This window comes from Rhizobium pantanalense (assembly GCF_030182525.1).
GTDB lineage: Bacteria > Pseudomonadota > Alphaproteobacteria > Rhizobiales > Rhizobiaceae > Rhizobium.
In genome coordinates this window covers 136,021-156,835 of the sequence record NZ_JAQJCH010000003.1, presented here as the reverse complement: position 1 = coordinate 156,835, position 20,815 = coordinate 136,021, and the positions used below count along the sequence as shown (strand labels likewise).

The 20,815-nt window shown below is 60.1% G+C and carries 20 protein-coding genes and 1 tRNA gene; 13 read left to right on the top strand and 8 right to left on the bottom strand.

Translation table 11 applies throughout. The annotated features are described in order from the left end of the window. Positions 1 to 10: 10 nt before the first annotated feature. The gene (locus tag PH558_RS10140) at positions 11 to 889 is read right to left on the bottom strand and encodes a glycosyltransferase family 2 protein (protein WP_285204006.1); all 879 of its coding nucleotides are present in this window, start codon (positions 887 to 889) and stop codon (positions 11 to 13) included. Positions 890 to 1,194: 305 nt separating this feature from the next. Between PH558_RS10140 and PH558_RS10135 the strand changes: the two genes are divergently transcribed. Beyond that, positions 1,195 to 1,800, top strand: coding sequence for a class I SAM-dependent methyltransferase (locus PH558_RS10135; RefSeq protein ID WP_350223806.1), 606 nt, complete (start codon positions 1,195 to 1,197; stop codon positions 1,798 to 1,800). 262 nt (positions 1,801 to 2,062) lie between these two features. On the opposite strand, the gene PH558_RS10130 is transcribed toward PH558_RS10135, so the two are convergent. From PH558_RS10130 to PH558_RS10115, 4 genes are all read right to left on the bottom strand, one after another. Beyond that, positions 2,063 to 2,314 (bottom strand): DUF982 domain-containing protein, encoded by a 252-nt coding sequence (locus tag PH558_RS10130; RefSeq protein WP_285204000.1) that lies wholly within the window; start codon positions 2,312 to 2,314, stop codon positions 2,063 to 2,065. 74 nt (positions 2,315 to 2,388) lie between these two features. Then, positions 2,389 to 2,637, bottom strand: coding sequence for a DUF982 domain-containing protein (locus PH558_RS10125; RefSeq protein ID WP_285203999.1), 249 nt, complete (start codon positions 2,635 to 2,637; stop codon positions 2,389 to 2,391). A gap of 275 nt (positions 2,638 to 2,912) precedes the next feature. Continuing rightward, positions 2,913 to 2,988, bottom strand: a tRNA-Thr gene (locus PH558_RS10120). A gap of 139 nt (positions 2,989 to 3,127) precedes the next feature. Continuing rightward, positions 3,128 to 4,087, bottom strand: a complete 960-nt coding sequence (locus PH558_RS10115; protein ID WP_285203998.1) for an NAD(P)H-dependent flavin oxidoreductase — start codon at positions 4,085 to 4,087, stop codon at positions 3,128 to 3,130. 368 nt (positions 4,088 to 4,455) lie between these two features. Here PH558_RS10115 and PH558_RS10110 point away from each other — a divergent pair, with 368 nt between their 5' ends. After that, positions 4,456 to 5,703 carry a hypothetical protein gene (locus PH558_RS10110; protein WP_285203995.1) on the top strand — a complete coding sequence of 416 codons (1,248 nt, stop codon included), beginning with the start codon at positions 4,456 to 4,458 and terminating at the stop codon, positions 5,701 to 5,703. Positions 5,704 to 5,727: 24 nt separating this feature from the next. On the opposite strand, the gene ppk2 is transcribed toward PH558_RS10110, so the two are convergent. Continuing rightward, positions 5,728 to 6,609, bottom strand: a complete 882-nt coding sequence (gene ppk2 / locus PH558_RS10105) for a polyphosphate kinase 2 (protein ID WP_285203993.1) — start codon at positions 6,607 to 6,609, stop codon at positions 5,728 to 5,730. Positions 6,610 to 6,882: 273 nt separating this feature from the next. On the opposite strand from ppk2, the gene phoR reads away from it, so the two are divergent. The 7 genes from phoR (at position 6,883) to phoB (ending at position 14,515) form a co-directional block, all read left to right on the top strand. Continuing rightward, positions 6,883 to 8,109: a phosphate regulon sensor histidine kinase PhoR gene (gene phoR / locus PH558_RS10100; protein WP_350223805.1), complete on the top strand. Its 1,227-nt coding sequence runs from the start codon at positions 6,883 to 6,885 to the stop codon at positions 8,107 to 8,109. A gap of 185 nt (positions 8,110 to 8,294) precedes the next feature. Next, positions 8,295 to 9,329 (top strand): substrate-binding domain-containing protein, encoded by a 1,035-nt coding sequence (locus PH558_RS10095; RefSeq protein WP_285203989.1) that lies wholly within the window; start codon positions 8,295 to 8,297, stop codon positions 9,327 to 9,329. 62 nt (positions 9,330 to 9,391) lie between these two features. Then, positions 9,392 to 10,873, top strand: a complete 1,482-nt coding sequence (gene pstC, locus PH558_RS10090) for a phosphate ABC transporter permease subunit PstC (RefSeq protein WP_285204420.1) — start codon at positions 9,392 to 9,394, stop codon at positions 10,871 to 10,873. Beyond that, entirely contained in the window at positions 10,870 to 12,204 is a 1,335-nt protein-coding gene (gene pstA, locus PH558_RS10085; protein WP_483314136.1) for a phosphate ABC transporter permease PstA, read from the top strand. Before pstC ends, pstA begins: the two co-directional genes overlap by 4 nt. A 15-nt stretch (positions 12,205 to 12,219) precedes the next feature. Further along, positions 12,220 to 13,035, top strand: a complete 816-nt coding sequence (gene pstB, locus PH558_RS10080; protein ID WP_095433880.1) for a phosphate ABC transporter ATP-binding protein PstB — start codon at positions 12,220 to 12,222, stop codon at positions 13,033 to 13,035. Positions 13,036 to 13,086: 51 nt separating this feature from the next. Further along, complete coding sequence (phoU, locus tag PH558_RS10075; protein ID WP_015338719.1) at positions 13,087 to 13,800, top strand: phosphate signaling complex protein PhoU; 714 nt, start codon at positions 13,087 to 13,089, stop codon at positions 13,798 to 13,800. A gap of 31 nt (positions 13,801 to 13,831) precedes the next feature. After that, positions 13,832 to 14,515 carry a phosphate regulon transcriptional regulator PhoB gene (gene phoB, locus PH558_RS10070; protein WP_285203984.1) on the top strand — a complete coding sequence of 228 codons (684 nt, stop codon included), beginning with the start codon at positions 13,832 to 13,834 and terminating at the stop codon, positions 14,513 to 14,515. Between the two features lie 193 nt (positions 14,516 to 14,708). Here phoB and PH558_RS10065 read toward each other — a convergent pair whose 3' ends face one another. Continuing rightward, positions 14,709 to 15,236, bottom strand: coding sequence for a GcrA family cell cycle regulator (locus PH558_RS10065; protein WP_095433881.1), 528 nt, complete (start codon positions 15,234 to 15,236; stop codon positions 14,709 to 14,711). A 425-nt stretch (positions 15,237 to 15,661) separates the two neighbouring features. On the opposite strand from PH558_RS10065, the gene PH558_RS10060 reads away from it, so the two are divergent. The 3 genes from PH558_RS10060 to PH558_RS10050 all read left to right on the top strand — a co-directional run bounded on the left by PH558_RS10060 (position 15,662) and on the right by PH558_RS10050 (position 19,002). Further along, positions 15,662 to 16,861, top strand: a complete 1,200-nt coding sequence (locus PH558_RS10060) for an aspartate aminotransferase family protein (protein WP_113406732.1) — start codon at positions 15,662 to 15,664, stop codon at positions 16,859 to 16,861. Positions 16,862 to 16,935: 74 nt separating this feature from the next. Next, positions 16,936 to 17,853 (top strand): ornithine carbamoyltransferase, encoded by a 918-nt coding sequence (gene argF / locus PH558_RS10055; RefSeq protein ID WP_113406731.1) that lies wholly within the window; start codon positions 16,936 to 16,938, stop codon positions 17,851 to 17,853. A 159-nt stretch (positions 17,854 to 18,012) separates the two neighbouring features. Then, entirely contained in the window at positions 18,013 to 19,002 is a 990-nt protein-coding gene (locus PH558_RS10050; RefSeq protein ID WP_113406730.1) for an Hsp33 family molecular chaperone, read from the top strand. 70 nt (positions 19,003 to 19,072) lie between these two features. On the opposite strand, the gene apaG is transcribed toward PH558_RS10050, so the two are convergent. Further along, positions 19,073 to 19,465 (bottom strand): Co2+/Mg2+ efflux protein ApaG, encoded by a 393-nt coding sequence (gene apaG, locus PH558_RS10045; RefSeq protein ID WP_095433884.1) that lies wholly within the window; start codon positions 19,463 to 19,465, stop codon positions 19,073 to 19,075. Positions 19,466 to 20,076: 611 nt separating this feature from the next. Here apaG and PH558_RS10040 point away from each other — a divergent pair. Then, positions 20,077 to 20,790 carry a DNA helicase gene (locus tag PH558_RS10040; protein WP_095433885.1) on the top strand — a complete coding sequence of 238 codons (714 nt, stop codon included), beginning with the start codon at positions 20,077 to 20,079 and terminating at the stop codon, positions 20,788 to 20,790. Positions 20,791 to 20,815 lie beyond the last annotated feature (25 nt).

Below are 20,815 nucleotides of genomic sequence, written 5' to 3'. Positions count from 1 at the left end.
ATCGCGGCGCTCACATCCGATTGATGTATTTCGGATCGAGCGATCCGCTCAGCAGATGGCCGACTGCAAGGAGATTGCCCTGAAGGCGACCGCGCCGGTCGATATAGGGCGGTGGATTGACGGAGCCGACGACATTCGAGGCGATATTGCCGCCCATCAGCTTCAGCGCCCATTTCAGCGAGACCGAGCGCTTCTTGACGAGATAGAGCGGATTGGCGACCTGGGAGTACCCAAGGCGCAGGCCCGATGTGCGGCCGGTCTTGACGCCGAGATGGACGCCACGCAGGCGATTGAACTTGACAATCTTGCCGAAAGGACGCAGCCGCCGACACAGATCCACATCCTCCTGCCAGGCATAGAGTGGCAGATCCTCGTCGAAATAGATGCCGTTTGCGAGCATCTGCTTCCGGCGGAAAATCATGTTGCAGCCATAGGCGTTGTGCGTGGCTTCGATCTCCGCCGCCGGAAATGGCGTGGCATCGGCGGCGAGCGCTTTATCGGCCTCGTCCGCCGTTAAGCCTGGTCCAAGGATACCGTCACGGACCACTTCGCCGGTCGCCACGACGATCTCTTCATCCGCCTCGAACAGGGCTTCCGTTTCGGCGAGATAATTTGTTGCCGGGAAGAAATCGTCATCGAAGAAGACGACCACATCTATGCCGACGGCTGCATCGATGATGGCATTGCGTTGCGGGCAGCTTCCCTGCGGTGAAGAGACGATCGTCACGGGGAAGGGTGCGGAACGCAAGCGCTCCGTATCGATGTCATCGCCCTTAGCCGGACACAGGAAGAGATGATCCGGCTTGCGGGCTTGCTTCGCCAATCTATCGATCATCGCGGCGAGAATCGCCTTGCGACCGCATGTCGCCACGCCAACGGCAATTTTCATGATGCATCCCCCATAATATGATCCCGAGGCGCACGGAACCACCAAAAGCTGAATCTTTGGTTGTGCTAATCGCCTGCATTCGACGGATTGCGCGCAAAAGCTGTTTCGTTGTCGGAGGCCGGCCCATTTACAGCCATCGATAGAGCGTTTCGAAAGAGGGCGGCTGTCTCGCGGGCCGGGCATTCGTGATCGGCTCGAATGCCTGACGCAAGCCATGAATGCCAAGACTTGTAGCATCCACGGTTCAGAAGCAGGTCGTCTCTGCGATCTGCCCTTCAGCCAATATCGAAGGTATCCGCTGCCAAATGCAAACGCGCGACTCGAGATTTCAGTACAAGAGCGGCATGCCGCATACGCAGCTCGGCCTGCATCACATGGAAAATGCCCGGCTGCTGCCCGATCGCGGCGAGCTTCTGCACCGCCTGCCGCATGGCAGCGTCTGCGCCGAGATCGGCGCGGCTTTCGGCGATTTCACCGCCGAGATCTTTGAAAAGAACGCGCCGCGAGAGCTTTACCTGATCGACGCGTGGGATACGCCCCGCTATCAGGAGGGTCTGGAGCAGATAAGGTCAAAATTCCGGGGCGCATTGGATCAAGGCCGCCTGCGCATCGTCCAGGGCTATTCCACCGTGCGGCTTTCGGAATTTCCCAATAGTTTTTTCGATTGGATCTATGTCGACACTAATCACAGCTACGAGACGACCCTGGAGGAGCTGCAGATCAGCCACTTCAAGGTCAAGCAGGACGGCCGCATCGCCGGCCACGACTTCTGCACCGGCAATGTCGTCGATGCCATTCCATATGGCGTGGTCGAAGCCTGCACCAAATTCTGCAAGGATTTCCATTGGCAGTTCGAATACATGACCCTGGAATCCCACGGGCATTTTTCATTCTCGCTGAAGCGGCTCTGAAGCATGCCGCGCAAAAGTACGCAGCGGTTTTGCGACAACATAACATACGCAAAATCAAAGACCTAAAGCGCGAAAAGCGAATCTGAAAGATCGCGCTTTAGGCACCATGGCCTGTGGCCGGCAAGCACCCCGTCGCTGATACGAGCGCAATAAGTCCGCTGCTGTTCGGTGTCTGGTGCCAGCTGATTGTAGCGGCCGACCTATCGGCGAGGATGTTCACACCTGGATTTTGAACACCGGTCAATCGTGGGCCGATGCAGGTTCAATCCTCGAAGATGAAGATGTCGCCTTCCTGCAAAGCCGCGATGAAAGCTTCCCTGGCCTTCTCCGCCTCGAGCGTGCCCTCATGCGCGTCCGCCAGCGCTTTTCTGGCGATCCTATAGGCTTGCCCGTCCTCGAGCGTCGGCCACTCCTTCGCCATGTATTCCATGGCGCGTTCCGCATTCGATATCACCAGCCGGTCGCCCGTCTTGCGGGTCTCGACGATTACGGGTTTGCTCCACCATTGGGCCATGAAGTTTCTCCTTCCGCGGTCAACGTGCCGTTGGCTGGAATGTTCCAGGAGGCCCGCCGGTCGAATCCGCACTGTCACGACAGCAAGGGAACTCCCGCTTCGGCCGCTGCGGCAATGAAGGCGACGCGCGCTTCCTCAGGTGCTCGCCAGCCGCGTTGGACGTCGATGCAGATGAGCAATGCCGACAGAAAGCAGTCGCCTTCCTCCGAGGGCCAGTCATCGAGAAGCGTCTTCCAGACTTCGTCGGCCGTGCCTACGGATTTCGCTTCACCGGAATCGTTGCGAATGACGCGGATGGGAGAGAAGTGCGGCACGATGCTCATGGTCGAGGACTCCGTCAAGGCAGAGGCTGTTTTGGGCCTTTTGCCATTAGGCGCGCATTTAACTTTCTTAATCTGCCGGCACGCTTTTGGGCATATATGATCAATCTTCGCCCGCATGCCTGCGATATCAGCAAAATCGCGCCTGAGTGCGTGGGGCTGGCCGATCACGCCGGGATCGCTGCTTCTCGCAGCAAAATTGATCGACGGCGCGGGCGATCCGCCGAAGACTGGCAATGCCCTGGAATGGAGCTGAGGATTTGGGGAGACAGGACAAATGGTGCCGCTTACGTGACTCGAACACGTGACCCCATCATTACGAATGATGTGCTCTACCGACTGAGCTAAAGCGGCATTCTGCGGAGCGTTCGGTTCGGCCCCGCGATTTGCATGGCGCTGATACAGTCTATGTGGGCAGATTTCAAGCGCTCAAATTGCCAATTGGCAAAAAAGCGGGATGCTTGCGAAAAAAAGTATCGCATTTCGCGCCCGATCAAAGTGCCAGCCGGACGCGTGCCTGCCGGTATTCTTCTTCCAGCCGGTCAATGAGGGCGGATACGGGCTGGATGGATTTGATGGCGCCGATGCCCTGGCCGGAACCCCAAATATCCTTCCAGGCCTTCACCCCGGTCGTGGCGGCCTCGAAATCCATCTTGGAAGGATCGGCCTCGGGCAAGTTGTCCGGGTCGAGGCCGGCGGCACGGATCGAGGGCTTCAGGTAATTCCCAAGGACGCCGGTGAAATAGTTGGAGTAGACGATATCGGCGGCGGTTCCCTCGACGATCGCCTGCTTGTAGGCGTCCACGGCGCGCGCCTCCTCCGTGGCGATAAAGGGCGAGCCGATATAGGCAAGATCGGCGCCGGTCGCCTGGGCGGCCAGGATGGCGCCGCCGGTGGCGATGGCGCCGGCCAGGAGCAGCGGCCCGTCGAACCATTCGCGGATTTCCTGCACCAGCGCGAAGGGGGAAAGCTGGCCGGCATGGCCGCCGGCGCCGGCAGCGACGGCAATCAGCCCGTCTGCCCCTTTGCGGATCGCCGAATTGGCGTGCCGGTTGTTGATGATATCGTGCAGGACGATGCCGCCGTAGGAATGCACCGCGGCGTTCACCTCGGGCACGGCGCCGAGCGAGGAAATGACGATCGGCACCTTGTATTTCACGCAAAGCATCAGATCGTGCTCGAGGCGTTTGTTCGACGTATGGACGATCTGATTGACCGCAAATGGAGCTGCCGGACGGTCCGGATTTGCGGCATTGTGTGCGGCAAGGTCCTCCGTGATCATGGCAAGCCACTCGTCGAGTTGGCTTTCCGGGCGCGCGTTCAGCGCCGGAAAGGAGCCGACGACGCCGGCCTTGCATTGTGCCAGCGTCAAGGCGGGGTGGGAGATGATGAAAAGCGGCGAAGCCACGACCGGCAGGCGCAGACGCTCGGTCAGGATGGAGGGGAGGGCCATGAACATCGTCCCTTTTGACGTTTACGAAAACGTCAAAAGGGATAGCAGATGTCTGTCGAGAGGGGAAGATGGAGGGGGAAATAGGCAGTAGGCAGTAGGCAGTAGGCAATAGGCAGCGGGAAAAGGCGACGGGGGTGGGCGAAAGCGATTGACCGTTTCGCAATAGGCGCTTTTCGCCTACTGCCCACCTCCACCCCATTTGCGTCGTCTTTGCCGTTTATCCCCCGCCCGAGTGCCCTTAACCCTTGCCGAAGGCTTGCGTATTGCAAAACTGGGCGTTACCGAATCCGGTTAACGGATGATGAAAATATGGCTGCCTTATCGGCAGAGTATGCGCGTATGGTGCGAGTGAGCATAAAGGATCGGATGTGAGCGGATTAGAAACGGCTATCAGAAGCGCCTTGGATCGGTCTGATCGCACCAATCCGGAAATTCGGGCTCGCATCTATCAATCTGCGCGGCAGGCTCTGGAAGCCGGCCTTCGCAAGCAGGACATTACCGATGTCAACGTCATCGCCGCCCAGCGCCAGCGTCTGGAGGCGACGATCCGCGAGATCGAGGCCGAGGAGCGCGCCCGTCCCGCACAGGCGATACCGGTTTCGCCGGAGCTGGATGCTCCGCATGTTTCTCCTTCTGTGCCCAGGTCCGATGCAAGGCAGGCAGCGGCAACGCCGCAGGAACCCGTCATGAGCGTGCGCGGAGAAACACGCGACCCGCCAATGTCGGCAGGCCCCGCTGTTCCGGCAGAGCCGACCTCGGCCGAGCTGGCGGCACGTCAAGACGATTTCGGCGATATGCGCGCCGGACCCGCCGATCATCTCGGTGCGGACAGCGATGTGCGTCCGACGGACGATGCGCCGCCGGCGCGGTCGATGAACTTCAAGCCGGAGCGGGCGGCCGTGCGCCGCAAGCCGCGCAAGTTCTTCTCGCGCCTGCTGGTCTTCTGCATCCTGCTCGCCTTCCTCGGCGTCGGTGCCTGGTGGATCAAGACCTCGGGCCTGCTCATGTCCGCCTCCCAGAGGGATACGAGCGTGCCCAATCCGCCGGCACATGTCGATTCCCAGGATTTCAGCGGCAACGGCAACGACGAGGACATGTCGGACCAGGACGATAATAGCGGTCCGGTCAATCCGGGCCTTGCGACCATCGATCCGCAGAACAGCTTCTCGGCGGAATGGCTCGAAATCTTGAAGCCCACCGACGCGCCTAAGGTGACGACCGGCTCGCAGTCGAAGGCCGAAAACGTATCGGAAAACGAAGGGCCGGCCGTGCGGCTGACCTCGCTCAGCAGCGGCGCGGACGGCAGCGGCTCGATCGAGGTGCCCGTCAATGTGCTGCAGCAGATGGTGGGAAAAGCCTCGACGGTCGCGCTGACATTGCAGTCCACCTCGGATGCACCGACGCAGATCACCGTGGAGTGCGATTTCGGTTCTCTCGGTCGTTGCGGCCGACATCGTTTCACCGTCAGCCGGCAAAAGACGGATTCGCTGTTCCAGGTCAAATTCGATCGCGCTATGGCGCCGACCGGTTCGGGACGCCTGATCATCAACAGCGACGTCGATGGCAAGGCCCGCGGTGTCAACATCTACGCCATTCGCGTATTGCCCGGGCAATAAGCCCGAGCCGCGTGCCCTTGATCGTCAGGCGAGAATGTCCGATCCCATGCCGAGGATTTTCTCGTCGACCTTGCCGATGGCCTCCTTGTCCTTGCCGTCATAATCGAGCGTCAGCAGAATATGACGGATAAGGTTCAGGCGCGCGCGACGCTTGTCATTGGCGCGGAGGACGGTCCAGGGTGCATGGTCCGTATGCGTTTCCTTCAGCATGCGGTCGCGCTTTTCGCTGTAATCCTTCCATTTCGGCAGGGCGGCGATATCCATCGAGGAGAGTTTCCAGACGGCGCGCGGATCGTGGCGCCGGTCGTGGAAACGCTTCAGCTGCATCTCCCGGCCGATGTCGAGATAGAACTTGAAGAAATAGATGCCGTCCTGAACGATGAGCTTTTCCATCTGCGGCGCCTGCTTCAGGAACTGCTCGTATTGCTTCGGCGTGCAGAAGCCCATGACCGGTTCGACGCCGGCGCGGTTATACCAGGAGCGGTCGAAGAGCACGAATTCGCCCGCAGTCGGAAACTGGGCGACATAGCGCTGGAAGTACCATTGGCCGCTTTCGCGATCGGTCGGCTTCGTCAGCGCCACCACGCGCGCCAGACGAGGGTTCATGTGGGCTGAGGTCGCGGCGATCGAACCTCCCTTGCCGGCGGCATCGCGTCCCTCGAAGAGCGCCATCACCCGTTTGCCGGTCGCCTGCAGCCAGAACTGCACCTTGATGAGTTCGATCTGCAGCGCTTTCAGCTCATCGAGATACTCGTCTTCCTTCAGCTTCTTCTTGTAGGGATAGCCACCCGAGGTCAGAGCCTCGTCATCGATCCAGCTCGGAAGCACGGGATCATCGACATCGAATATGCGCTTGATGCCATGAATATCCAGCTCCACCGCCCGGCTTTCTGTCTTCTCCCCCATATGTCGGCTCCTCGGCTGTTTACATGGTGTTAACCCTGCCGCAGACGGCGGCAAAAAAGCTTGGCCAGGAAACTGGGGCATTTATTCAATAGTTTCAAGCCTTTTGCCGCCGCCCTCTTTTGCCGGCTACATTTATTTTTGCCAGTTGCTGGCTTCTGTGGATAGAGCCGAATACTTCTGTCATGAATCGCAGATAAGACGCGGGATCCAGCGTTCCATGATGGCAGGCGAAGGACGGCGCAGTTGGAAGACGAATGGTCATTTGTCAGGAGGTTGGCAGTTCGGCTGCGGCAGGAGAGTGCGATCCTGGTTCTGGCGACGCTGATTGCCGCGCTCGCCCTCGTTGAAGGCATCAACACCGGAGCCGTGTTCTGGATCTGGGCGATCGTCATGATCGTCACGCTCATTCGTCCACCCCTGGTCGAGCGGGTGGAGGTGCCGTCACAGGCCGAACCTGCGCCTGCCGATGCGCAAACCTTGCTGCGCACCGCCTTTGCGGGACTTGCGGCACTCGATATGCCGGTGCTGATCATCGATCGCGAGGCATCGGTGCTGGTACAGAACATGGCCGTCGAAAAAGCCTTCGGCGCCTTTCCGATCGGCGCACATATTTCCTCCAAGCTACGCTCGCCGGGTCTGCTCGACATGGTGCGCGAGACCATAGCGACCAATACGCCGAACCAGATCGAGCATTCCGAGCGCCTGCCTTCGGAACGGGTCTATGTAGTGCGCATCGCGCCGATTGATCTGCCGGAGATTGACAGGCAGGAAGATGCGCTCTTCCTGCTCTCCTTCCGCGACATATCGGAGCTGCGCCACATCGACCGCATGCGCTCCGATTTCGTCGCCAACGCCAGCCATGAATTGCGCACGCCCCTGGCGTCGCTGCGCGGCTTCATCGAGACGATTCAGGGACCTGCCAAGGCCGACCCAAAAGCGCAGCAGCGTTTTCTCGGCATCATGCTGGACCAGACGACGCGCATGAGCAGGCTGGTCGACGATCTTCTGTCACTCTCGCGGCTGGAGCTGAAGTCGCATATCGCGCCGGATCAGAAGGTGGATCTCGTACCTCTGCTCGGCCATGTGCGCGACTCCCTGCTGCCGCTTGCCGGAGATCTCGATGTGACCATCAATCTGCATTTGCCGGCGGGCAAGGTGGAAGTATTGGGGGATCGCGACGAGCTGGTGCAGGTCTTCGAGAACCTGATCGAGAATGCCTGCAAATACGGCCAGGAAGGCAAGTCGGTCGAGGTTTCGCTGCTGAACGGTGCCGGCCAAGCCGTCGAGGTCGTCATCTCGGACAAGGGGCCGGGGATACCCGCAGAACATGTGCCGCGCCTGACCGAGCGCTTCTATCGCGTTAACGTTGAGGACAGCCGGTCCAAGAAGGGAACCGGTCTCGGGCTTGCCATCGTCAAGCATATTCTGACCCGCCACCGCGCCAGACTGATCGTCAAGTCGGAGGTTGGAAAGGGAACCGACTTTACGGTCCGCTTCTGAGAACCTCCGTGAAACGCTCTTTGGGCCACTGATTTATCCAAATCATATCAGGTATATAGCCTGTCATAATTGTTTCACTCATCTGACATAAAAGGGCGGTGTTTTCACCAGTAAGAATGGACTGCTGAAAAAGTGGATGTGGCGTCCGCCTCAGCGCTCTTCAAAGCTCATCAGGGGGATTCGTTGTGAATGCTTTGAAAATATCCGTTCTTGCGCTGGTTGCATCGGTTGCCCTTGCCGGCACTGCAACCGCCCGCGATCAAATTCAGATTGCCGGCTCATCGACCGTATTTCCATATGCCAAGGTCGTGGCCGAAACCTTCGGCGAGACCTTCACGAATTTCAAGACCCCGGTGGTCGAGTCCGGCGGCTCCGGAGCCGGGCTGAAGGAATTCTGCAAGGGCGTCGGAACGGATTCGATCGACATCGCCAATTCGTCGCGTCCCATCAAGGATAGCGAAGTCGAAGCCTGCAAGGCCGCCGGTGTCGCCGATATCCAGCAGGTCAAGATCGGCTATGACGGCATCGTCTTTGCCTTCGACAAGAGCAATCCCGACATCAAGTTCGAACCGGTCGATCTCTATAAGGCGCTTGCTGCCGAAGTGGTCGTCGATGGCAAGCTCGTCGCCAATCCTTACAAGAAGTGGGCTGAGATCAATCCGTCGCTGCCGGATTTTGAAATCGCCGCCTATATCCCGGGCGAGAAGCATGGCACGCGCGAAGTCTTCGAAGAGAAGGTGCTTGCCGCCGGCTGCAAGGCTTCCGGCGCGGCCGATGTCATCAAGGCCGCAGTTTCCGATGCCGGCCAGCAGGCCAAGAAATGCATAGCTGTGCGCAAGGATGGCGTTGCGGTCGATATCGACGGCGACTATCCCGAGACCTTAGCCCGCATCAACGCCAACAAGCATGGCATCGGTGTGTTCGGCCTGTATTTCTTCCAGAACAACGCCGACAAGCTGAAGGTCGCCGCCGTCAGCGGCATCGTGCCCTCAGGCCAGACGATCGCCGACGGCACCTATCCGGTATCGCGTCCGCTGTTCTTCTACATCAAGAAGGCCCATCTGGGTGTCATACCGGGGCTCAAGGAATATGTCGATTTCTTCACGAGCGATCAGATGATCGGACCGGACGGCCCGCTGGCGGAATATGGCCTCGTGCCGGCGCCGGATGCTGAGCGTGACCAGATCCGTAAGGATTTCGCGGGCGGGAAGATCATGTGACTGCTGAAGGGTCGAGCATCGGCGTGGATTTTCGCCGCGCCGGCGTTCGCCGGGGAATGGGAATGAGTGTATCGCTGCTGCTGTTGTGCTTGTCGGTCTTCGGCGCCTCCGCTTTCGTGCTGGGGCGGGTGAGGGCGGCTGTGCTATCGGGCGGCAGGCCTTCGTCCATGCATTCCCGCCTCGGCTATCACGGTGCCTATGCCGCCATATGGGCGATACTTCCGCCCCTAGCGCTCGTTTGCGTCTGGCTGATCGCGAGCCCCATCGTCATCGACCGTCTGGTGACAAAATCCTTTCCCGAGGAGGTTCAGTCTCTGCCGCCGGCTGAACTCAATCTTAGCTACGGCATGGTGCGCAGCATCGCCCACGGCATGCGCATGCTTGATCGCCGGGAGCTTGCTGATGTCGATGGCGGCAAGGCCGATCTTCAGTTGCTGCTGGCGCAGAAGGGCGTTCCGCTCGCCGTTCGCCCCACGGGCTACATGATCGCCGCCGCCAACAAGTATAACGGCATGCGTGAAGTGAGCCGATTGGTGATGTCGGCGGCAGCGATCATCCTGTCGCTGCTCTGCGCGGTCTACGGTCTGCGCGCCATTGCCCCGCGCTTTCGCGCCCGCAATCGTGTGGAACAGGTCATTCTCGGCGCACTGATCGTCGCTTCCTCTATCGCAGTGCTGACGACGGTCGGCATCGTCGTTTCCATGCTTTCGGAAGCCGCACGCTTCTTCGGCATGGTGCCAGCGAGCGAGTTCTTCTTCGGAACCGTCTGGGACCCGCGCTTCACCGGCGCCGGCGCTCAGACCTCAGGCACCTTCGGCCTGATCCCATTGCTGGCGGGCACGATTTATATCGGGCTCGTGGCCATGCTCTTCGCCGTGCCCATTGGCCTGTTCGCGGCGATCTACATGGCCGAATATGCCTCGGCTCGCGTCCGCTCCATCGCCAAGCCGATGCTGGAGGTTTTGGCCGGCATTCCCACGATCGTCTACGGCTTCTTCGCCCTTGTCACAGTCGGCCCCTTCCTGCGCGATATCTCCGCCGAGATCGACGGGCTGATGACCGGAAACTACAGAAGCTTCATCGAGGCGCAGAGCGTTTTGACCGCCGGCTTTGTCATGGGCGTGATGCTCATCCCTTACGTTTCGTCGCTGTCGGACGATATCATCATGGCGGTGCCGCGTTCGCTGCGCGACGGTTCGCTCGGGCTTGGCGCCACGCGGTCGGAAACGGTCAAGCGCGTGCTCCTGCCGGCTGCTCTTCCCGGCATCGTCGGCGCGCTGCTGATGACCGCGTCGCGGGCGATCGGCGAAACTATGATCGTGGTGCTGGCCGCAGGCGTTGCCGCGCGCATGCAGCTCGATCCCTTCGAGCCGATGACGACGGTCACCGTGAAGATCGTCAATCAGCTGACCGGCGATCTGGAGTTCACCTCGCCGCAGACGCTCGTCGCCTTCGCTCTCGGGATCACCCTGTTCTGCCTGACGCTGTGCCTCAACGTCTATGCGCTCTACATCGTCCGTCGATACAGGGAGCAATACGAATGAGCGACGTCGTATCCTCCTCTCAGCTCAACATGCCGCGCGGGCTGACGCCGGGTGCATCCGTGCACCGCGATATCGGCATCAAGCGGCGTTATGCTGCCGAACGCCGCTTCCGCGCCTATGGGATGACCGCCGTCATCTTCGGTCTCGTCTTCCTTATGATCCTGGTCTCGACCGTGGTCCGTACAGGCTATACCGCCTTCGTTCAGACCTCGATTACCCTACCGATCGAATTCTCCGAGAAGGTGATCGACCCGGCGGGTAAGCGCACGAGCGATCCGAAGGTGCTGATATCGGCCAACTACCCGGTTCTGGTCCGCGATGCACTGGTGAAGGCGCTTGGCATCGATCCGGGCAACCGTGCGCTCGTTCGCGAGGCGACGGCGATGGTGTCGGACGGCGCCAGGATCGCGCTGCGGGACAGGGTCGTCGTCAATCCCTCGATCATCGGAACGACGCAGAACGTCACCTTCCTCGCCAGCGCCAATATCGATTCCGCCAACAAAGGCCAGATCGATCTGAAGGTCGACGAGAAGGATCGAAAGGTGTCCGACCGTCAGGTCGCGTGGATGAAGAAACTCAGCGAAAGCGGCGCGCTTTACAAGGCCTTCAACAGCGGCCTCTTCGTATCGGGCAATTCGAGCCGGCCGGAAGCCGCCGGGCTCGGCGTCGCGCTGATCGGCTCGTTCTACCTGATGCTGACCGTTCTCGTACTTGCCTTGCCGGTCGGAGTCGCGGCGTCGATCTATCTGGAGGAGTTCGCGCAGAAGAACCGGCTGACGGATCTGATTGAGGTCAACATCAACAATCTCGCTGCCGTCCCCTCGATCGTCTACGGCCTGCTGGGCCTCTCGATCTTCATCAACATGATGGGTCTGCCGCGCTCGGCCTCGCTGGTCGGCGGTCTCGTGCTGAGCCTGATGACGCTGCCGATGATCATTATCGCCACACGCTCGGCGCTGCGGGCCGTGCCGCCGTCGATCCGCAGCGCGGCGCTCGGGCTTGGGGCTTCGCGGATGCAGATGGTCTTCCATCATGTGTTGCCGCTTGCGATGCCCGGCATTCTGACAGGCACGATCCTGGGGCTTGCCCATGCGCTTGGCGAGACCGCGCCATTGCTTCTGATCGGCATGGTCGCCTTCGTTGCCAACTATCCGGCATCGCCGCTCGATCCTTCGACGGCGCTGCCGGTGCAGATCTACATGTGGGCGAGCGAAGCCGAGCGGGCCTTCGTCGAAAGGACATCCGGCGCCATCATTGTGCTTCTCTTCTTCCTCGTCGCGATGAACATCGGCGCCATCCTGCTGCGCCGCCGCTTCGAGCGGCGCTGGTAAGGGAGGGCGCACGAAATGAACATGATGACGGAAGCCGCCAGCGAAAGAGCCTTGGCCAAGAAGATGACGACGATCCCCTACAAGATGATCGGCCAGGATGTTTCGGTCTATTACGGCCACAAGCGGGCGCTCTTCGACGTCAATCTGAAGATCCGCGCCAATACGGTCACGGCTCTGATCGGCCCTTCAGGCTGCGGCAAGTCCACCTTCCTGCGCTGCCTCAACCGCATGAACGATACGATCGAGACTTGCCGCGTCACCGGCAAGATCACGCTCGACGATCAGGATGTCTACGACGACAGCATTGACGTGGTGGAATTGCGCGCGCGCGTCGGCATGGTCTTCCAGAAGCCCAACCCGTTTCCGAAGTCCATCTATGAGAACGTCGCCTACGGTCCGCGCATCCATGGCCTGCATCGCTCAAAGGCCGATCTCCAGCATATCGTCGAAACAAGCCTGCAGAAGGCCGGTCTCTGGGGTGAGGTGAAGGATCGCCTCCATGACGCCGGCACGAGCTTGTCGGGCGGTCAGCAGCAGCGTCTGTGCATCGCGCGCGCCGTTGCCGTCAGCCCGGAGGTCATCCTGATGGACGAGCCGTGCTCGGCGCTCGATCCGATCGCGACCGCCAAGGTCGAGGATCTCATCCACGAGCTGCGGGAGAATTTCACCATCGTCATCGTGACGCATTCCATGCAGCAGGCAGCCCGCGTCTCGCAGCGTACCGCAATGTTTCATCTCGGCCACCTGGTCGAGGAGAACGACACCGATAAGATGTTCACCAATCCCGACGATTTCCGCACGCAGGATTACATCATGGGCCGTTTTGGTTGATGATGGCAGGCGCGCGGCTCCTTTCACACAGTTCACTTTGAGGATAGAAAAATGGTCTCCACTCACATTCTGTCAGCCTATGACGAAGACCTGAAGTTCCTGACGCGCCGCATTGCTGAAATGGGCGGCCTGGCCGAGCAGATGGTTAGCGACAGCGTACGCGCTCTCGTCAACAGCGACGCGGCTCTGGCCCAGAAAGTCATCTCCGACGACGTGGTTCTCGACCATGCCGAGCGCGAAGTCGGTGACAAGGCGATCGTCACCATCGCCCGCCGCCAGCCGATGGCAGCCGACCTTCGCGAAATCATGGGATCGATCCGCATCGCTTCTGACCTGGAGCGCGTCGGCGATCTCGGAAAGAACACCGCAAAGCGCGTCATCGCCGTGCAGGGCACTGGCGTCCCCCGCCGTCTCGCCCGCGGCATCGAGCATCTCTCCGAACTGGCGCTGAGCCAGCTCAAGGAAGTTCTCGATGTCTACGCGACCCGCTCGCCCGATAAGGCGGTGTCGATCCGCGAACGTGACGAGGAAATCGACGCCATGTACACCTCGCTCTTCCGCGAGATGCTGACCTACATGATGGAAGATCCGCGCAACATCACCACCTGCACGCATCTTCTCTTCTGCGCCAAGAACATCGAGCGCATCGGCGACCACGCCACCAATATCGCCGAGACGATCTATTACATGGCGACAGGTGCTCAGCCCGAAGGCGAGCGCCCGAAGGACGATACCGCCAATACCGTCGGCGCAGTGACGGAATAATCTGGAAGCGAAGAAAGGAGACCATAGGCGCATGGTTCCGAGAGTTGCTGTTGTAGAAGACGAGGAAGCGCTCAGCGTTCTGCTGCGCTACAATCTTGAGGCCGAAGGCTTCGAGGTCGACACGATCCTCAGAGGCGATGAGGCCGAGCTGCGTCTCCAGGAGCGCATCCCCGATCTCCTGATCCTCGACTGGATGCTCCCCGGCGTATCGGGCATCGAGCTCTGCCGCCGGCTGCGTATGCGGCCGGAGACGGAGCGACTGCCGATCATCATGCTGACGGCCCGCGGCGAGGAAAGCGAGCGCGTGCGTGGGCTTTCGACCGGCGCGGACGATTATGTCGTCAAGCCGTTCTCGACGCCGGAGCTGATGGCTCGCGTCAAGGCGATGCTGCGGCGTGCCCGCCCGGAGGTTCTCTCCACGGTGCTGCGCTGCGGCGATATCGAGCTGGACCGAGAAACCCATCGCGTCCACCGCAAGAGCCGCGAAGTACGGCTGGGGCCGACGGAATTCCGCCTGCTGGAATTCCTGATGTCCTCGCCCGGCCGCGTCTTCTCGCGCTCGCAGCTGCTCGACGGCGTATGGGGTCACGATATCTACGTCGACGAACGCACTGTCGACGTCCATGTCGGCCGCCTGCGCAAGGCGCTCAATTTCTCCAATATGCAGGATGTCATCCGCACCGTTCGCGGCGCGGGCTATTCCATGGAAACCTGAGCGGTTTGCCGCTCGGGTATCACTAAAGCATGTCGCGCAAAAGTGCGTAGCGGTTTTGCGAGAACGACATGCGCCAGACGGAAAACCTAAAGCACGGGAAGCGAATCTGAAAGATCGTGACGTGCTTTAAATAGCGGCGGAAATAGAAAAACGGGCCTCGATGGGCCCGTTTCTCATTGTCTTGCTGTGACTTTCAGCCGTTGTTGCGACGGCGGTCATGCACCGGCTGGTATGCCATGCGCTGATGATAGGTGCAGTACGGCGAAGAATCCGGGCTGTCATTGCCGCAGAAGTGGAAGTCGTCCTTCAGCGGGTCGCCGACCGGCCACTTGCAGGTGCGCTCCGTCAGTTCCGTCAGGCCGAGGCGGCGAGAGATCGGAACGACGACGTTCGATGCCGGACGATACTGGATTTCATTGACGGAATCGACCTCGATCTCTTCCTTCAGCATGGTTGCGCCCTGCTGGCGGGCGACGACCGTACGGGTGGCAACGCGCGATCCGTAGGTTGCGGTGCGGGGTGCTGCTGCGCTGCGCTTCGGCGTGCGCGCCGCGGTTGCCGTGCCGCCCGCCTTCGCTCGGCCAGGAAGGTTCAGGCGGTGCACCTTGCCGATGACGGCATTACGGCTCACGCCACCGAGCTGCGCAGCGATCTGGCTGGCGCTCAACCCTTCGGACCATAGCTTTTTCAGCTTCTCGACGCGTTCGTCTGTCCAATTCATGCCCTGTCTCCGCTGTCGCGTTTCCGATGGCAGAATCCCTCACCATTGCCTCGCATGGGAACGAGGCGCGAAACGCTCTAAAATTGTGGTGACTAGTTCCGCCGCATGCAGTCTAGCAATTGCTTTTTAACCTAGTGTGAGGCTGACTCCGTGACAAGAGTCGCGAGAATCTTGAGGAATCGATTTCGAGGTTTTCCCCAACTTGCTGCCCAGGCGTGGCATTTCTGCAATAGGCGCGGCTGAACCTATCTCTTTTGCCCGCAAGCGCTATCTCGCACCTGCTAAAGCGCCAGTTTTGTTGACATCGCGGTGCAAAACATCAATAGTGCCCAGGCCGCCGCAAGGCGGCATTTTTGATTTTTTCGGACCCGTTTCATCAAATGGAAGCGATCGGTCCTTAAAGTTGTGATCGAGGAGATATGGCCATGGCCGAGACCACGCCGCTTTATGACACCTATATGCGCGCTCCGTTACGGTTCGAGCGAGGCGAGGGCGTGTGGCTGGTCACCGAAAATGGCGAGCGCTACCTCGATTTCGCAGCCGGCGTCGCGGTCAACTCGCTCGGTCACGCTCATCCCCATCTCGTCGCCGAATTGAAGGCCCAGGCCGACAAGGTCTGGCATCTGTCCAACCTTTATGAGGTGCCTGGTCAGGAGAAGCTGTCGAAGCGGCTGACGGAAGCGACCTTCGCCGACAAGGTGTTCTTCACCAATTCAGGCGCCGAGGCGCTGGAATGCGCCATCAAGACGGCGCGGCGCTATCAATTCGCCAAGGGGCATCCCGAGAAGTTCCATATCATCACCTTCGAGGGCGCCTTCCACGGCCGCACCATCGCGACCATCGCCGCAGGTGGCCAGGAGAAGTATATCGAGGGCTTCGGGCCTAAGGCACCGGGTTTCGATCAGGTGGAGTTCGGTGATCTCGATGCCGTGCGTGCCGCCATCACGGATGCGACGGCTGCGATCCTGATCGAGCCGGTCCAGGGCGAGGGCGGCATTCGTCCCGCGACCAACGAGTTTCTGCGCGGGCTGCGTGAGATCTGCGATGAGCACGGCCTGCTGCTGATCCTCGACGAAGTACAGTGTGGCGTCGGCCGCACGGGCAAGCTCTTTGCCTACGAATGGGCCGGCATCAAGCCCGATATCATGGCGGTCGCCAAGGGCATCGGCGGTGGCTTCCCGCTCGGTGCGTGCCTTGCGACGGCGGAAGCCGCTTCCGGTATGAAAGCCGGCACACACGGTTCGACTTATGGCGGCAATCCGCTTGCCATGGCAGTCGGCAACGCCGTTCTCGACATCGTGCTTGCCGAAGGCTTCCTGCAGCATGTGCGCGATGTAGCGCTGGTGTTCCGCCAGGGGCTCGCCTCGCTCAAGGATCGCTTCCCGGATATCATCGAGGACGTTCGCGGCGAAGGCCTGATGCTTGGTGTCAAGGCGGCCATCCCGCAGGCGGAGCTGCTGCAGGCGATCCGCGCCGAGCATTTGCTTGGCGTGCCGGCTGGCGATAACGTCATCCGCCTGCTGCCGCCGCTGGTCGTCACGGCCGAAGAAGCGCGCGAAGGTCTCGCTCGCCTGGAGCGTGCTGCCGAGCGTGCGCGCGCTGCCCGCGTCAAAAAATCGGCTTAAGCTTATCGCCCGCATTTGGGGGCGTTCCTGCCCCTCGCGGGCGTTATTGTTTTTTCTGAAGTACAGGTAAGGACATGGCTTCTCCGAAACACTTTCTCGACCTCTCTGCCGTTCCGGCTGCCGATCTGCGCAATATCATCGACGACGCGATCGTGCGAAAAAGCGCGCAGAAGGCCGGCACGGCCGACAAGCCGCTGACCGGCAAGATGCTGGCGATGATCTTCGAGAAGCCGTCCACCCGAACCCGCGTCTCCTTCGATGTCGGTATGCGCCAGCTGGGCGGCGAGACGCTGTTCCTCTCGGGCACCGAGATGCAGCTTGGCCGCGCCGAGACCATCGGCGATACGGCCAAGGTGCTGTCGCGCTATGTCGATGCGATCATGATCCGCACGACCGATCATTCGCGCCTGCTGGAGCTGGCCGAACATGCGACCGTTCCAGTCATCAATGCGCTGACCGACGATACGCATCCTTGCCAGATTATGGCGGATATCATGACCTTCGAGGAGCATCGCGGCCCAATCAAGGGCAAGACGCTCGCGTGGACGGGCGACGGTAACAACGTGCTGCATTCGCTAATCGAAGGGGCCGCGCGCTTCGGCTATCGCATGAATATGGCGGTACCCCTTGGTTCTGAGCCGAAGGATCACTATCTGAACTGGGCCCGCAACGAGGGCGCCGAAATCATGCTCTCGCATGATGCAGACCGTGCGGTCGCCGGCGCCGATTGCGTGGTAACCGATACCTGGGTTTCCATGAATCAGGAACACCGGGCTCGCGGTCACAACGTCTTCCAGCCCTATCAGGTCAACAAGGCTTTGATGGCACAGGCCGGCAAAGACGCTTTGTTCATGCATTGCCTGCCCGCCCATCGCGGGGAGGAAGTGACGGACGAGGTGATCGATGGCCCGCAATCCGTTGTCTTCGATGAGGCGGAAAACCGCCTTCATGCGCAAAAGTCGATTCTTGCTTGGTGCCTGGGCGCGATTTGAAGATATTAAACCGCGTCTCAAGGACGCGGACCCTAGAGCCGGATGGCCTTAGGTCGAAGCGACCTAAGGCCTGAATCCGGTCTAGAATTAAAGAAATAGAGCATGACGGCGCCCGAAAACCGCTCTCACTTTTCGGCGTCATGCTCCAGGAGTAAAGCAATGGCCGAAAATGCCGCAACGCTGGGTCAGTTTGATTTCGCCGGTGACGATCATGTCGTTCCCTTCCAGGTGGAAGGTTTGGACGTGCGCGGCCGTGCCGTACAGCTCGGTCCGCTGCTGGACGCGATCCTTGCCCGGCATGACTATCCGACGCCGGTTGCACGCCTTCTGGCCGAGGCCATCGTCTTGACCGTCCTGCTCGGCACGTCGCTGAAATTCGAAGGCAAATTCACCGTGCAGACCAAGGGCGACGGTCCCGTCGACCTTCTGGTTGCCGATTTCACGACGCCGGAAAATGTTCGCGCCTATGCCCGTTTCGACGAAGAAGCGCTGGCAAAGGCAGTCGCCGAAGGCCGGACCGAGCCGGAACAGCTGCTCGGCAAGGGCGTCCTCGCCTTTACCATCGATCAGGGCCGTTTCAGCCAGCCCTATCAGGGCATTGTCGCGCTTGATGGCGCCTCGCTCGAGGAGATTGCCGGTACCTATTTCCGCCAGTCGGAACAGATCCCGACGCGCGTGCGTCTGGGCGCGGCAGAACTTTTCGACCGTGATGAGAATGGCAAGCCGCGTCACCGCTGGCGGGCCGGCGGCCTGATCGCGCAGTTCCTGCCGGAAGCGCCTGAGCGCATGCGCCAGCCGGACCTGCATGGCGGCGATGGCGATACCGGCCTGCGCGATCACGTGGAGGACGATGCCTGGGCGGAAGCACGCAGCCTGGTGGAGACCATTGACGCCGACGAGCTGACGGACCCGCAGGTCGGCACCGAGCGGCTTCTCTATCGCCTCTTCCACGAGCGCGGCGTACGCGTCTATGAACCGAAGGCCGTCTATGACCGTTGTTCGTGCTCGCGCGACAAGCTGAAGGGTGTGTTGAAGGGTTTCACGGCCGAGGAGATCGAGGCCAGCCAGGACAATGGCGAGATCGCCGTGACCTGCGAGTTCTGCTCGACCACCTATCGCTTCGAAGTGTCGGAGATAGAGACGGCTTAACGCCGCCTTGGAATTGCGTAAAAACAAAGGGATAGAGCATTTTTGCGATTCGAAGAAAAGCGAAACTGCTCTAGTTCAGCGTGCGCAGCAGGTTCGGCGTATCAAGCGAGAAGGCGGGGATCTTGACATGGAAGAGTTCCCCGTCGTCGGTTTCCATCTGGTAATGGCCGAACATCATGCCTGAGGGCGTGTCCAGCGGGCAGCCGGAGGAATATTCATAGGTATCGCCGGGCTTCAGATGCGGTTGCTCACCGACGACTCCTGGCCCCGTTACTTCATCCACCATGCCATTCATGTCGGTGATGTGCCAGTATCGCGTCACCAGTTTCACGGCTCGCTTCGAGTGGTTGGAAATGACGATGCGATACCCCCAGACATAGCGATCATCGTCCGGATCGGATTGCTCCTCCAGATAAAACGGCTCTACAACCACTTCGATGTCGCGTGTTAGGGCGCGATACATGCCTGATACCTTGCCACTGCTCTGAAGCGTCGAAGGCTCCTCGAAGCCCCATTGTCGTCTCAGCATTTTCACGTCTGCGGCATATTATCCGCTTTCCACTGCTCCCGCAAAGCGCAGGATATCTAGCGGTATCCTATAACCAATCCATTCCGTCAAGGAACGGCGTGATGAAATCTCGCTCAAGGAGGCGGATCATTCTGAAATTCAGCTATTACGCCGAATGAAGAAGGTTAGTCCTTTCTTCTCAAAGTATCTCGTTTCGCTCGTCATTTAGTCTTGTCTACCATAGTGCCGCCGATGGAGCTTATGGGGTGCGGATACGCTTGCCGCAATTGCTGGTGCACTTCAGGGATCGGACATCACATCTGGTCGCCAGTTATTAAAACCTCCCGGCTATAAACCGCTGTCCCTTCTTTATGTTCCGCCGAGGGAACTTGCGCCGGATTCCCTCTCAGGAGGATTTCGGCTATCATTTGATTCTGGCATGGCCCGTGCCTCCCCCCTCCATCCGGGAAAGTATATTTCATGCGGGGCCGTCGATATCCAAACCGACTGTTTGAGCGCCTGGCATAAGGAGGGGTTGCGGTCATTGCTCGCAATAGGAGGTTTAGATGAGGCTTTCCGCCCCTGTTTATCATTTGAAGCGCAAGGCGAAGCTCCTGTCTCGCCAGCAGAATATCCCTTTGCACGCCGCGCTGGATCGCGTCGCGGCCGGCGAAGGCTTTGCAGGTTGGAGCTTGCTTGCAAGTAAAACGAGCTCAGCCGTGTCCGTCAGCGAGCTGTATTCGCGTCTGAGCCCAGGCGATCTGGTGCTGGTTGGCGCGCGGCGCGGTCACGGCAAGACCCTGATGAGCCTGCGGATTGCCGTCGAGGCCATGAAGGCTGGCAATCGCGGTGTCTTCTTCACGTTAGAGGATACGGAAAAGGTGGTCCTGGACCGTTTTCCTGTCATCGGCGCCGATTATGCGGAATTTGCCGATCTGTTCGAATTCGACAATTCAGATACCATCAGCGCCGATTATATCGTCGAGAGGCTGGCCGAGGCGCCGCGCGGCACATTGGCGGTCGTCGATTTTCTGCAGCTGCTCGATCAGAAGCGGGAAAAACCGGAGCTGATGATCCAGGTTCAGGCGCTGAAGGCGTTTGCGCGCGCCAGAGGCGTGATCGTCGTCTTCATCTCGCAGATCGACCGTTCCTACGATCCGGCGCTGAAACCAGTGCCCGATCTCTCGGATATTCGCCTGCCGAATCCGCTGGATCTCAAATTGTTCGACAAGACGGTCTTCCTGAACAACGGTCTGGTCGAATTCAAGGCCGCCAGCTGACGGCCTGATTGGATTGCCCGTAAAA